The sequence below is a fragment of the Campylobacter upsaliensis genome, from assembly GCF_900637395.1.
GTDB lineage: Bacteria > Campylobacterota > Campylobacteria > Campylobacterales > Campylobacteraceae > Campylobacter_D > Campylobacter_D upsaliensis.
The window spans coordinates 1,023,094-1,036,951 of record NZ_LR134372.1 but is presented as its reverse complement, the minus strand read 5'-3'; the positions used below and the strand labels follow the sequence as shown (position 1 = coordinate 1,036,951).

General features: G+C 35.0%; 11 protein-coding genes and 1 pseudogene. 8 read left to right on the top strand and 4 right to left on the bottom strand.

The genetic code is table 11. From position 1 onward, the window contains the following. Positions 1-13: 13 nt before the first annotated feature. On the bottom strand, positions 14-1,381 hold the full coding sequence (locus EL158_RS05265; RefSeq protein ID WP_027303819.1) for an SLC13 family permease: 1,368 nt from the start codon (positions 1,379-1,381) through the stop codon (positions 14-16). Positions 1,382-1,491: 110 nt separating this feature from the next. Next, positions 1,492-2,553 (bottom strand): phospho-N-acetylmuramoyl-pentapeptide-transferase, encoded by a 1,062-nt coding sequence (mraY, locus tag EL158_RS05260; RefSeq protein ID WP_027303818.1) that lies wholly within the window; start codon positions 2,551-2,553, stop codon positions 1,492-1,494. Positions 2,554-2,629: 76 nt separating this feature from the next. Between mraY and gpmI the strand changes: the two genes are divergently transcribed. The 4 genes from gpmI to pheA are packed head-to-tail and all read left to right on the top strand — an operon-like array spanning position 2,630 to position 6,726. After that, complete coding sequence (gene gpmI, locus EL158_RS05255; RefSeq protein WP_027303817.1) at positions 2,630-4,108, top strand: 2,3-bisphosphoglycerate-independent phosphoglycerate mutase; 1,479 nt, start codon at positions 2,630-2,632, stop codon at positions 4,106-4,108. 49 nt (positions 4,109-4,157) lie between these two features. Beyond that, positions 4,158-4,901 carry a 3-oxoacyl-ACP reductase FabG gene (gene fabG, locus EL158_RS05250; RefSeq protein ID WP_027303816.1) on the top strand — a complete coding sequence of 248 codons (744 nt, stop codon included), beginning with the start codon at positions 4,158-4,160 and terminating at the stop codon, positions 4,899-4,901. An 8-nt stretch (positions 4,902-4,909) separates the two neighbouring features. Beyond that, on the top strand, positions 4,910-5,677 hold the full coding sequence (locus EL158_RS05245; protein ID WP_027303815.1) for an HAD-IIA family hydrolase: 768 nt from the start codon (positions 4,910-4,912) through the stop codon (positions 5,675-5,677). Then, complete coding sequence (gene pheA, locus EL158_RS05240) at positions 5,665-6,726, top strand: prephenate dehydratase (protein WP_027303814.1); 1,062 nt, start codon at positions 5,665-5,667, stop codon at positions 6,724-6,726. The genes EL158_RS05245 and pheA overlap by 13 nt, the downstream gene beginning before the upstream one ends. Positions 6,727-6,764: 38 nt before the next feature. Here the strand turns inward: pheA and EL158_RS05235 are convergent. Continuing rightward, positions 6,765-7,364, bottom strand: a pseudogene (locus tag EL158_RS05235) (GIY-YIG nuclease family protein). Positions 7,365-7,366: 2 nt separating this feature from the next. After that, on the bottom strand, positions 7,367-8,296 hold the full coding sequence (locus EL158_RS05230) for a DNA adenine methylase (RefSeq protein WP_027303811.1): 930 nt from the start codon (positions 8,294-8,296) through the stop codon (positions 7,367-7,369). A 157-nt stretch (positions 8,297-8,453) separates the two neighbouring features. Between EL158_RS05230 and EL158_RS05225 the strand changes: the two genes are divergently transcribed. From EL158_RS05225 to EL158_RS05210, 4 genes are all read left to right on the top strand, one after another. Beyond that, positions 8,454-9,869 carry a hypothetical protein gene (locus EL158_RS05225; protein ID WP_027303810.1) on the top strand — a complete coding sequence of 472 codons (1,416 nt, stop codon included), beginning with the start codon at positions 8,454-8,456 and terminating at the stop codon, positions 9,867-9,869. A 230-nt stretch (positions 9,870-10,099) separates the two neighbouring features. Then, positions 10,100-11,347, top strand: coding sequence for a phosphoribosylamine--glycine ligase (gene purD, locus EL158_RS05220; protein ID WP_027303809.1), 1,248 nt, complete (start codon positions 10,100-10,102; stop codon positions 11,345-11,347). After that, positions 11,347-11,799 carry an RDD family protein gene (locus EL158_RS05215; protein ID WP_027303808.1) on the top strand — a complete coding sequence of 151 codons (453 nt, stop codon included), beginning with the start codon at positions 11,347-11,349 and terminating at the stop codon, positions 11,797-11,799. Before purD ends, EL158_RS05215 begins: the two co-directional genes overlap by 1 nt. Continuing rightward, positions 11,789-13,834, top strand: a complete 2,046-nt coding sequence (locus tag EL158_RS05210) for an LPS-assembly protein LptD (protein ID WP_027303807.1) — start codon at positions 11,789-11,791, stop codon at positions 13,832-13,834. The genes EL158_RS05215 and EL158_RS05210 overlap by 11 nt, the downstream gene beginning before the upstream one ends. Positions 13,835-13,858 lie beyond the last annotated feature (24 nt).

Sequence of the window (13,858 nt, the reverse complement as noted above, 5' to 3'; positions counted from 1 at the left end):
AAAAACAAGATGCTTAAAGCCAGAAGAAATATGCCATTAAAGCGATGATGATAGAGCAAAGAATATTAAGGTAAATTCCTACACGCACCATTTGAGACTGCTTAATGTAGCCCGTGCCAAAGACTATGGCATTTGGCGGAGTTGCGACAGGTAGCATAAAGGCACAACTCGCTCCTATGCCTATGATGAGTGCTAAACCAAGCGGTAACATTCCTAAAGACTCAGCTACGGAGATGAAAAGTGGCACAAAAAGTGCCGCAACTGCTATATTTGAAGTAAATTCCGTTAAAAAAATTATAAAAAGAGAAATTAAAAGCACAATTAAAAATAAATTTGAATCCACAAGAAGGTTAAGAAAATATTGGGATATGATTTGACTCGCACCACTATCTTTTAAAATAATGCTCAATAAAATCCCTGAACCAAAAAGTATTAAAAGCCCCCAGTCAGTGCCTTCTTGCACCTTTCTCCAACTTACTGTTCTAAAGGCACATAATAAGACGATGCCAAGTAGAGATATGAGACTATCAAAATAAGCAATTTCCTCTTCAAGCTTTAACAATTTTGAAATGAAAGGATTGATATAAGAACCGAAAACCCAACAGTTTATTATAAGGATAAAAAGAATTAGGGTAATATATTTTTGTGTATCCATAGGGATTTCTTTTTCGAGATTCATATCGATTTGAAATTTCAAATTTGGTTTAAGGATGATATAAAGAATGAGTATGGCTAAAGGTAAAAGAATGAGAACTACAGGAATTCCATATTTAAGCCATTCGGTAAAAGTAATGTCTAAATTTGTTGCCACTATGGCATTTGGTGGAGTTCCTACGAGTGTGCCTATACCGCCTATATTTGCACTAAAGGCTATGCCTAAAAGCACGAAAACATAGGTATTTTTATTTTCTTCATAATCAAGTTGTGAAAGTATAAAAAAAGCTAAAGATACCATCATTGCCGTTGTGGCGGTATTTGATATCCACATCGATAAAAACGCAGACACAAAAAACATAGAAAAAACAATCAATGCAAAATTTCCTTTTGTTAGCGATAAAATTCTTTGAGATATAATTTTGTCAAGTTCTTGAAAATGCATTGTTGCAGCTAGAGCAAAAGCGCCGAAAAATAAGAAAATGTTCGGATCGGCAATATTTTTTAGAGCAGTTGCTGTCGGCATTATTCCCAATATAACGGCTAAAATGGGAATTAAAATCGCAGTGATGGTAACATGCAAGGCTTCACTAAGCCACAAGACTGCGATAAACGCTAAAATAGCCAAGCCTTGATTAGCTTTTGTTTCAAAAGGTAACAAAGCAAGCAGCGCGATAAATAAAATAATATCACCTACAATAATAAAAGTTTTTGTAGAATTTGACATTACAAGTTCTCCTTTAAAAGTTGTTTTAAGTGAGAAGTATAACATTAAAATGGTGAAATTTTGTTTTAAATCTAACGAAATTTACAATGAAGCCTTACAAATTTACTCACTCATCTCAACTTAAGAGAGGCTAAGGCGAGGAGATTAGAAAGTAGAGCTATCATCCAAAAACGAACGATGATTTTATTTTCTACCCAGCCGACTTTTTCAAAATGATGATGAATAGGTGCCATTTTAAATACTCTTTTCCCCCAAATTTTAAAGCTTCCCACCTGCAAAATGACAGAAATGGTCTCTAAAACAAAAACAAAACCTATGAGCAAAAGCAAAATTTCATTTTTACTTACTATGGCTAAAAAGCCTATAAAGCCACCAAGTGCGAGACTGCCGCTATCTCCCATAAAAATTTGTGCGGGGTAGCAGTTATACCATAAAAAGCCCATTAAAGCACCGATTAAAGCGGCACAAATGACGACTAACTCACCTAAGCCATTGATTTTCGGTAGAAAGAGATATTCGCTATAAATTAAATTTCCGCTTAAATACAAAAACACGCCCAAAGTTGCTAAAGAAAAAATAGAAGGCACTGTAGCAAGTCCGTCTAAGCCGTCCGTTAAATTGACAGCATTTGAGCTTGAGATTAGCACTAAAATCCAAAAGAAAAGAGCGAAAATATACATATTAAAAAGGGGATATTTGTAAAAAGGTATGTAAAAATCAGCACTTAAAATCCCGCTAAAATATAAAGGAGCTAGGCACAAAAATGAAGCGAAAATTAAGCCAAACATTTTAGCCTTAGGGCTTAAACCTGAATGATTATTTTTTTTAAGAATTTTACCTAAATCATCAATTACACCGATAAAGCAAAAGCTCACTAAGCACAAAAGTCCCATAAGTGCAAATAAATTATCAAATTTAATGCAAAGCAAACTAGCAAAAATCGCACAAAATATAAAAATAACCCCTCCCATAGTTGGAGTGTGAGATTTAATTTGATGATTTTGCGGAGCGTGTTCGTAAATAGGCTGGGAAGCATTTTTTTTCTTAGCCCAGTTGATAAATTTAGGCATTAAAAATAAACTTAAAATTAAAGCGATGAAAAACGCAAAACCCGCACGGACGCTAATATAAGTAAAGAAAGCATAGGAGCTTAATTCGGAAAAATAATACATTTTAGCCTTTTATTTGCTTTTTAAAAGCTTAATTTTAGTAGAATTTTCCCAAAAATATTCTTATAAAAGAGCAAAAATGAAACAAAAATGTATTTTAATCATAACAGACGGCATAGGATACAATCCAAACGCAAAATTTAACGCCTTTAACGCCGCTAAAAAGCCCACTTATGACAAACTTTTCAAAGAAGTGCCTAATTCGCTTTTAAAAACGAGTGGTTTAGCTGTGGGACTTCCTGAAGGGCAAATGGGAAATAGTGAGGTAGGGCATATGTGTATAGGAAGTGGGCGTATTATCTATCAAAATTTAGTCAAAATTAATCAAGCCATAGAAAAAGATATACTTAAAAATAATGCTAATTTAAAAGCCTTGTTGCAAAAATGTAAAAGAGTGCATATTATAGGGCTTTATAGCGATGGGGGGGTGCATTCTTTACATACGCATTTTAATGCCTTGCTTTCAATTTGTAAAAATGAGGGTAAGGAGGTTTTCGCGCACGCTATTAGCGATGGGCGTGATGTTTCGCCAAAAAGTGGGCTAAATTTCATTAAGGATTTAGAAGAGTTTTGCGATGCTAAGGGGGTGCATTTAGCAAGTTTGGCTGGGCGATTTTACGCTATGGATAGAGATAAACGCTGGGAGCGTGTGGAGGCGTATTATAAGGCACTTTTAGGGGAGGCAAAAAGAGTTAAAAAGATGAGTGCCTATGTGGAGGAAAATTATCAAAAAAATATTTTTGATGAATTTATTGAGCCTGTGATAAGTGAGGATTTTGAGGGCTTAAATGAGGAAGATGGCTTAATTTTCATCAATTTTAGAAATGATAGAATGAAGCAATTAGTCGAGCTTTTAAGTGCTGAAAATTTCACGCCTTTAAAGCGAAAAAAGCGTTTTGAAAAACTTTTAACAATGAGTGTTTATGATGATAAATTTAATATCCCCGTGCTATTTGAAAAAGAAGAGCTTAAAAATACCCTTGCAGAAGTTATCTCAAATGCAGGTCTTAGCCAACTTCACACGGCAGAAACGGAAAAATACGCTCATGTAACTTTCTTTTTTAATGGTGGAAAAGAAGATTTGCTAGAAAATGAAACAAGGGTGCTAATCCCAAGCCCTAAGATAAAAACTTACGATGAAAAGCCGCAAATGAGTGCCTTTGAGGTATGTGAGGTGGTAAAGGAGGGGATAAAAAAGGGCGAGGATTTCATCGTGGTGAATTTTGCAAATGGCGATATGGTCGGGCATACGGGCGATTTTAATGCGGCTGTGAGTGCTGTGGAGGCTGTGGATAGGTGCTTAGGAGAGATCATAAAGGAGACAAGAAAGCAAAATTACGCTTTTATCATCACAAGTGATCACGGAAATTGTGAGGCTATGCAAGATGAAAAGGGCAATTTGCTGACAAATCATACAATTTTTGATGTGTTTGTTTTTATCGAAGCACAAATTTGCAAGCAAATTAAGCCTAATATGGGCTTAAGCAATGTCGCTTCGAGTGTGCTTAAAATTCTAAACCTTGAAATTCCAAAAGAAATGAACGAGGCTTTATTTTAAGCGTTTATAAATTTAAGGTAAAATTTATCATTTTAAAAAAAGGAAAATTATGCAATTTAGCGGAAAAAATGTTTTAATTACAGGTGCTAGTAAGGGTATAGGTGCTGAAATCGCTAGGGTTTTGGCGAAATTTGGCTTAAAAGTGTGGATTAATTACCGCTCTAAGCCTGAACTTGCCGATGCTTTAAAAGAGGAGATTGAAAAAGAGGGCGGTGTGGCTGCTTTGATTAAATTTGATGCAAGTAAGGAAGAGGAGTTTGTAAATGCTGTAAAACTCATCGTGGAAAGCGATGGGGAGCTTAGCTATTTGGTTAATAATGCTGGCATTACAAATGATAAACTGGCTCTTAGAATGAGCCTTGAGGACTTTAATTTTGTCGTTGATACAAATTTAAATTCCGCATTTTTAGGCTGTAAGGAGGCATTAAAAGTGATGAGTAAGAAGCGTTTTGGCGCTGTGGTAAATATCGCTTCTATTGTTGGAGAAATGGGAAATATGGGACAGGTTAATTATAGCGCAAGTAAAGGCGGTATGATAGCAATGACTAAGTCTTTTGCAAAAGAAGGAGCGAGTAGGAATTTGCGTTTTAACTGCGTAACGCCGGGTTTTATCTTAAGCGATATGACTGAAAATTTAAGCGAAGAAGTGAAAAAAAACTATGAAGAAAATATCCCTCTTAAGCGTTTTGCAAAGCCTTGTGAGGTGGCAAACTGCGTAGCATTTTTGCTAAGTGATTATGCTTCTTATGTTACGGGTGATGTGCTTAAAATTAATGGCGGATTATATATGTAAGGGATAAAATGCTATTTTTAGATGTGCAAGGAACCTTAATTAGCGATAAAGATAAGTCTTTAATCACTGGAGCGAAAGAGCTTTTAAGCCTTTTAAATCGTAAAAATATCCCCTATGTCATCATCACAAACAACACTAAAGATTTAAATTTTTTAGAAAATTTGCGTCAAAAGGGACTTGAGATAAAAGATGGGGCGTATTTAGACCCATTTTGTGTTTTAAACTCTTATCTTAAGCCTTGTAAGGTGGCAGCTTTTGGTGCGAGTGAATTTATAAAAAGTCTTGAAAATTTAGGTTTTGAGCTTGATTTTGAAACACCTGAAGCTTTGTTGGTGGCGAGTTATGATGATTTTAAATTTAAAGACTTTGCCAAAATGATAGAATTGGCACAAAAGGGCGTAAAATTCATCGCTATGCACGAAACGAGCCTTTATAAAAAAGATGGTTTTTTATATCCAGGCGTAGGAAGCGTGATGGCTATGCTTAAAAACGCGACAAATTTAAGCTATGAAGTCGTAGGAAAGCCAAGCAAAGCCTTTTACGAAGAGGCTTTAAGGCTGATTAATTTGCAAAAAAATGGACTTAAATTTAGCGATATAACTATAATAAGCGATGATTTTAAGGGCGATTTACTAAAGGCTTATACGCTTAAAATGCGTCCTATTTTAGTTTTAAGTGGGAAAATTAAGAGCCTTGAGGGTTTAGATAGTGAGATTTTAAGCGGGGTTTATGAAAGCGTTTTAGAATTTAAAGAGGAGTTTTTGTGCCGAATTTAGAGGAATTTAGATTAAAAATTGACGCCATTGATGATAAGCTTTTAAAGCTTTTAAATGAAAGAATGAGCTATGTTAAGCGTATAGGGGAGCTTAAGCAAAGCTTAGGCACAGCGATTTATAGACCTGAAAGAGAAAGAGCGATTATAAATCGCTTGAAAAGTGAGAATTTAGGGTTGTTAGATCAAAATGCTATTGAGGCGATTTATGGGGAGATTTTTGCGGTTTCTAGGAATTTGGAATTGCCTCAAGCGGTGGCGTATTTTGGACCAGAGGGAACTTACACACATCAAGCCGCTAGAATGCGTTTTGGTGCGATGAGTCGCTATATCCCCTTAGCGACCATTGAAGATGTTTTTAAAGAGCTTGCGAATAAAGAAGCGAAATTTGGAGTCGTGCCGATAGAAAATAATACTGAAGGTGCTGTTGGTGTAACTCTTGATTGCTTAGGAGCGTATGAGGGACTTAAAATTTTTGGCGAAATTTATATGGATATTCATCATTCTTTTGTAGGAATTAATGAAAATATCAAGGAGATAGAGAGAATTTACTCTCATCCGCAAGGTTATAATCAGTGTAGAAAATTCCTAGAAAGCCACGACTTAAATGCTGTGGAATTTATCCCCGCCAAATCGACCGCAAACGCCGCTTATCTAGCCTCACAGGATAAAAAGTCCGCTGCCATTTGTTCTAAAATCGCAGCAAAAATTTATAATGTGCCGCTACTTTTTGATAAAATCGAAGATAACGCAGCAAATAGAACGCGATTTTTGATTTTAAGCGATATGATAACGCCTAAAATGGAGCATTGTAAAACTTCTATTTTAGCACACACAGCACATAAGCCGGGTGGGCTTAGTGCCTTGCTAGAAAATTTTAAAAAAGAAAATATTAATCTCACTAAGCTAGAATCGCGTCCTGTGAAAGCAAAAGAATTTCTTCATAGCTTTTACATCGATTTTGAAGGGCATATAGAAGATGAAAATGTCAAAAGAGCCTTAAAGGGCAATGAGGATATTGTTTGGCTTGGCTCTTATTTGAAAGAGAATTAGTATTTTATATATACCCTTGCCATTTTAAATTGCTGTATTTATTTGTTTAGTCTCACTTCCTTGCGACTCCTTTTCTTTTCTCTACTCTGTGCGTTGGCTTGAAGTTCTGCGTGTTGGTTTTTTATTTCAAGTGGCCAGTCCGCTCCTTGTTCTTGCACATTCCATTCTGGGTGTTCGCTTTCCACACTTAAATAATCTTCCACGCAACACTGCTCTATAAATTTATAAGAAATGGAAACATTTTTGACCTTTTTTAAGCCAAATAATCCTTTCACTTCTTTTTCAAAATTCTCGCAGGTATTTCATATAAAATTCTATTTTTTTATCCTGTAAAATTAGAGAAAATACCACACGCCAAAGCTTCTTACGGCTGGTCACCCATTTACTCCACCGTCTCTATAAATTTCTAAAGTGCTTTTGATTCCACCTGTTGCCCCACTTCCACCGATTTTTTTAATCTCACCATCTACCACAATGAGATATACTCTAGCTACATTTTCTCTTAAAATTTTTTGTGATAGTGCCTTGCCATTTTCATCTTTTAAATCTTTTAAGTAATTAAAATTAAGCTTTGTGCTATCACTTACAAATTCCACATCAGCGATTTTAAATGCCGTTTTGACTTGCTCTATTTTCATTTTCACTCCTTTATAATCAAAAGTTCGTGGCTTTGTTTGGTGTTGTCTGTATCGCCCCTTTCAATGCGATTTTTACCCATTCTTGTTTCGCCTTGCCCCATTGTGTATTGCCATTTTGGCTCTAAGATTTTAAAATCCTTATAGGCTTCCCTGACAAACTCGCAATCATTATAACTTAAAATAAACTTGCCTTTATGGTTTTTAAGACAAATTGCTAAAAGCTCGTGATTAAAGCTATTGTGATGAATAGGGAAATTTCGCATAGGATAGATTCCTTTAAACATTTTAGAATCTCCCTCTAAAAAATATGGTGGGTCGCAATAGAAAAAATCAGTAGGATATTTTTCAAACACCGCTTCAAAACTCGCCATTTCTACTTTAAGATTATGCGTTTTAAAAGCTCTAATTTTTTCTAAGGCTTTTAAATAGCGATTTTTGTCTTCATAGATTTTGCTCATCCAGCCTAAAAATCCGGGTCCATAACTTAGATTAAAATTAAAATAATAATCTCTTGCAAGGGTTAGAGAATCTAGCTCTATCTTAGGTTTATTGTTAGGGTTTTTATGTCTTTCATTCCAAAATAAACCTAGCTCATTTTTGATTTTTGCGTAATTTTCTTTTGTGGGTTTAAGCTTTACAAGCTCATTATAAAGTGCGTTAGAATCTTTACATAAAATTTGCCAAAAATTCACCAAAATATCAAATATATCAAAAGCTAAAACTTCAATATTAAGCTCTAAAGCTGCTGCTACTTCCACGCTCCCACCGCCGATAAATGGGCTAATAAGTCTTTTTGTATCGCTAGGAATTTGCTCTAAAATTAACCCCACCGCTAAAGACTTTCCCCCACCATAACGCAAAGGGCTTTTTGTATAGCGTTTATAAGTAAGATTTTTGCCTTTGAGATGATGTAAAAAAGTTTCTTTTTTCACCGTGTTGAATAATCCTTATCAAATTTATAAATGTAAAAGTTTAGCATTTTAATTTAAATTGACTTCTTTGTTTTGTAGTTTAAAATTTGCAAGAAAAATTAAAAAATAAGTTTAATTGTGCTAAATTTTTGACTTATGAAAGTTCAAGGAAGAAATAATGCACGGCAAAATAGCGATTTATATGGATTCTACTGGTAGAGGGACGGTTACAAATTCGGCGAAGCTTTTTTTTGAATTTAACCGCCAGTCGTGGAGCGACAAAAGAAGTATGCCTAGTGTGGGTATGCTTGTAGAATTTCGTGCTGAGGGTAAAACGATCACAAGTGTTCGTCCCTCGCGTTATCAAGAATTTAAAGAGGGAGATTTCATCACCGAAAATGACTTTTGGCGGACGGAGAGTGATGAGGCGTTAGAGGACTTACAAGGCTCAAGGCGTAGTGCTTATATTACCGAGCTTTATAGGGGGACAGATTATGATACCATAGAGAAAATTCCGCTTTCTTTTACTATACCGCAAGCGATTCAAAAGTATTTCGCAGGGGAAATTCTTTCTGTGGAGGCTTTAAAACAAAATGTTGATGATGAGGAGGAAATTCCTTGTGTTTTGGATTATTTCATTTTAAAACGCTTTTTGACTAAGTCTTTAGATACGCTTATTTTTATGGATCACTCGACCGATCAAACGCAATTTAGCTCTTTAAAAAGTATCATTATGCACCTAGAAAATTCCTATAATGATATGAAAGATAAACATAAGATGATTAATGTAACGAAAATTTTTAACGAGACTTTTTTATCTTTACAATGCCATTATCAAGCTCTTATTTCTACCATAGATACAAGGAAAAATCGCGCTCAATCTCTAGAAGCTCAAATGAAAACTTTAACTTTAGAAATGAACGCAAGAGCGGCGACTATGGACCCTGCCAAAATGCAAGCTAAACAAGAGCGTTTCGATAAACTTGCTAAAGAGGCGACTTATTACCGCACTTCTTTGAAGCGTTTGGAGGCAATTCGCGATGATTTTTATAAGAAAAATTTTAGCATTTTTGAAAACGCTTTTAAGCTTTCAAGAGAAAAGCTTTTTAATAAAATCGTTACAGGTTTAAACCTTTGTGCGACTATTATGGATATGAAAATTTGGAAGCTGTCTTTAAAATCATCAGGGGTTAAAAATTCTTATTTTACAAGAAGTAATATAGAAAATTCTTTTTGCTCTTTAGCCTTTGCGGAGCATTATTTAAGCAGGCTTAATAAATCTGCATTAAATCCATTTGACCAAAAGCTTTTGGTTTATATAGAAAAAATTACAAAAGAGCAAAGAAAGAAATTTCTTGTCGTAACTTCTGATTTGGACTTGCTTTGTAAGGTTAAGGTGGAGGTTTTTGCGTTAAATCCTTACTATATCGTTAAATATGCTCCAAAAAAGGTCAATTACCAGTCTTTAATGAGAGATAATAATTTTGACATTGTTTATATTGACGAGGCACATATTTGGGATAGTGCGGCGGATATCATTTTGCAAGGAAAGCATTTTGATAAGACGGGAAAGACGAAATTTAAGTTAATATAAGAATTTTAAGCTAAATAAGACTATAATTTCACTCGCCTGAGTAGTTTGTGCTATTTAAAGTGATCCAACACATTATTATTAGTTGCGAGTGTGCGATTTACCGTGTCTGTGGCGTCGTTTGAGTTTCGAAAGAGGCGAGAAGTTGCAGCCTTTAAAAATTGCCTAGCGACTTTTTTGACTTTTTGGGGTCAATCTTTGTAAAACGGCTACTTGGGTTTTAAGGAGAAATGATGAAGATTATGATTTTAGGGGCGGGTGCTAGGGAGTATTCCATAGCTTTAGCCTTGAAAAAAGAGAGAGAAAATTTAGAATTTATTTTTATCCCCGGAAATGGTGCTAGTGCGAAACTTGGTAAAAATATTGACATTAAAGATATGAAGGAATTAGCTCTTTATGCGAAAAATGAGGGCGTAGAGCTTTGTATAGTAGGGAGTGAGAGCTTTTTAGAGCAGGGTGTTGTTGATGAGTTTTTAAAGCTTAAACTTAGCATTTTTGGACCGACAAAAAATGCGGCTATGCTTGAAAGCTCTAAGGCTTTTATGAAGGAATTCTTACAAAGGCACAAAATTAAAACGGCAAGATTTATCAATACAAGTAATTTGGAAAAGGCAAAAGAATTTATTGATAATTTGACGCCGCCCATTGTTGTGAAAGCGGATGGCTTATGTGCTGGTAAGGGTGTGATTATCGCTAAAAGCAGAGAAGAAGCTACGCAAGTCGCTGCTAAAATGTTAAGTGGAGAGAGCTTTGGAGAGGCTGGGCGTAAAATCGTAGTGGAGGAATTTTTAGACGGCTTTGAATTAAGCATTTTTGCTCTTTGTGATGGGGAGGATTTTGTGCTTTTACCTGCCGCACAAGACCATAAAAAATTGTATGATAATGATGAGGGTCCAAATACAGGCGGTATGGGGGCTTACGCTCCAAGCTCTTTGGCAAATAAGGAGCTTTTAGAGCGTGTGAAAGATGAGATTATCAAGCCGACACTTAAGGGTATGAAAGAGGAAAATAACGCCTTTTGTGGAGTGCTTTTTGTAGGACTTATGGTTGTGAAAAATGAGCCTTTTGTTTTGGAATTTAATGTGCGTTTTGGCGATCCTGAGTGTGAAGTTTTAATGCCTTTAATTAATAATCCGCTTGAGCTTTTTATGGCGGCAAGTGAAAAAAGACTTAAAAATTTCAAGCTTGATTTAAAAGATGAGGTGGCTGTGGGAGTCGTTTGTGCGGGGAAAAATTATCCTTTTAAAGCTTCACCAAAAAGCAAGATAGAAATTTTAAAAATACCTGAAAACTCACATATTTCTTATGCTGGTGTAAGTTTAGAAAAAGATGACTTAATCGCTGATGGGGGAAGAATTTTAGTGTGTGTTGGCACGGGTAAAACGATGCAAGAAGCAAAAAAAAGAGCTTATGAGCTTTGTGAAAATGTAAATTACGAGGGAAAGCATTTTAGAAAAGATATAGGTTATCAGGTGGATTAATGGGTGAAAATTTGCAAGATAAATTAGACAGAGAGGGTTTAAAAGTCGCTAGTTTTTTTAAAAGAGCTTTGGCTTATACTATTGATGAATTTTTGCTTTCTTGTATAGTTTTTGTGATTTTTTTTAATGAATTTCAAAAAATGAGCGACCCACTTGAGGCGGTAAGAATTTTAGGGAATTTTTCTTTGGGTTTGTTTGTGCTTCAATTTAGTTATCACGCTATTTTTACGGCACTTTATGGAGCAAGTTTGGGAAAAATGATATGTAAAATTATTGTGATTGATGAGGGAATTTTAGATAAGCCAAATTGGGGACAAAGCTGCCTTAGAGCTTTAATTAGGCAGTTTAGCGGTATGGCTTTTATGCTTGGTTTTGCGTGGGCTTTGGGGAATAATTTGCGTAAAACTTGGCAGGATTATTTGGCTAGGACTGTGGTTGTTGATGTGGCGTAAGTTTTCTTTTATTTTAACTTCTTCCTTAGTTTTAAATGCTGCACAGGTGGATATTTATGCCACAGATGCGAGAAAGGAGGGGGATAGGCTTATTGTAAATCAAGATGTAGTTATATTTTCTGATTTTTATTTCATTACAGCAAATAGAGCGATTTATAATGAAAAAACCTCCGAAGTTGAGCTTTTTGGCGATGTCAATATTCTAAGAGGGCAAAATGAAAGGTCGCATTCAAATTACGCTAAAATAAAACTTGACACAAATGAAGCAAAGTTTGAAAAATTTTTCTTTGCAAATAATCAACTCGAAGTATGGTTTAAAAGCGATAAGAGCTGTTTAGATGATAAGAGTTTTAAGACCACGCTTTCTTCCGTTTCAAGCTGTAATGTGGAAAATCCAGATTGGGAGATTAGATTTAGCGAAGGTAAATTAGATCGAGAAACAAATTTTGTTCATCTTTATAATGCGCGTTTGTATGTTAGAGATGTCCCTGTGTTTTATATGCCTTATTTTGGTTTTAGCACGGATACGCAAAGACGCACGGGACTTTTAGTGCCTAAATTTAGCATAAAGGGTGATGAGGGCTTTTTTTACGAGCAGCCTATTTATTTCACTATGCAGGAAAATTGGGACTTGCAGTTTAATCCTCAAGTAAGAACGGATAGAGGTTATGGACTTTATTCGACTTTGAGATTTATCGATTCTGCTTCTTCTATGGGAGAGTGGAATTTTGGAGCTTTTAGAGAAAATTCGACTTATTTTAAGGAAGAAAATTTAAAAAATCAAACCCATATGGGTGTTGAGCTTAAATATTTAAGAACGGATTTGATTAAATCTTTGCTTGGAGATAATTTTCAAGAAGGATTGTGGGTTGATGCGACTTATCTTAATGATGTGGATTATTTAAATTTGGGAAGACGCGATTATAAAGATGTGAATTCTTTAATCACTTCAAAGATTAATTATTTTCTCGCCGATGAAAATAATTTTTACGGAGCTTATGGAAAATACTATATTGATACTTCTAAAACGCATAATAAAGACACCTTGCAAGAATATCCGTCATTTCAATATCATCGTTTTTTAAATTCCTTGCTTGATGAGAGGATACGCTATTCTTTTGATGCGAGTTTTAATAATTATTATAGACGCGTAGGATCTTACGCAAATAATGTCAATGTAAGCCTACCCTTATCATACCACAATGCCTTTTTTGACGATTTCTTACATTTTGCTTTTACAGAAAGACTAGATGCCTCTTTTGTCAATTACACCCACGACCCACAAAAAAAACACGAGCATTTTTATAGGGCTACACACGAATTTGATTTTTATACCGACCTTTCTAAGGCTTATGATCATTTCTTTCACACTTTAAATTTGGGGGTTAGTTATATTTTGCCTGGGGGTAAATCGGGCGGCATTAGTGAGGATTATTTAAATTTAGAGAAAATCGATGAAAAATTAAGTCCTTATTTGGTGCAATATTTTTACAATGAAAATGGAGAAAAAAAGCTTAAAAATCGCATCGAGATGAGCTATTTAAGCAGACGCGATGAATTTGAAGAGAGTAAAAATCTCATCACTTATTATTATAATGAAAATATTAGTTTTAATAATGAAGCAACCTATTCTCATCTTGATACGCGTTTTAGTAATGTTTTAAGTCAAATTGAATTAGGCTTAAATCCTGAATTAAACTGGGAATTTTCCCACGCTTATCAAAATGATGAGTATGGAAAATACAGCTTCATAGGAACAAGGGCAAATTATTATCTTAACGCAAATTATAATTTTTTTAGTGGAATTTGGCTTGACACTCAAAGAGCGCACGCGAATATGTGGGAGCTAGGTTATACTTATCAGCGTAAGTGTTGGAATTATTCTTTAATGTATAGAGAAAGGATAGATCCAAAGCTTACAAGTGCCGGTATTAGCGCTAGAAATCAAAGCGGATTTTATCTTGTATTTAATTTTTATCCGCTTGGAGGCGTGGGTTATGATTTTGCCTTGCAAGAAAATGAAAACAAAATTTAAGGAAAAAGCGTGTTTAATTTATTT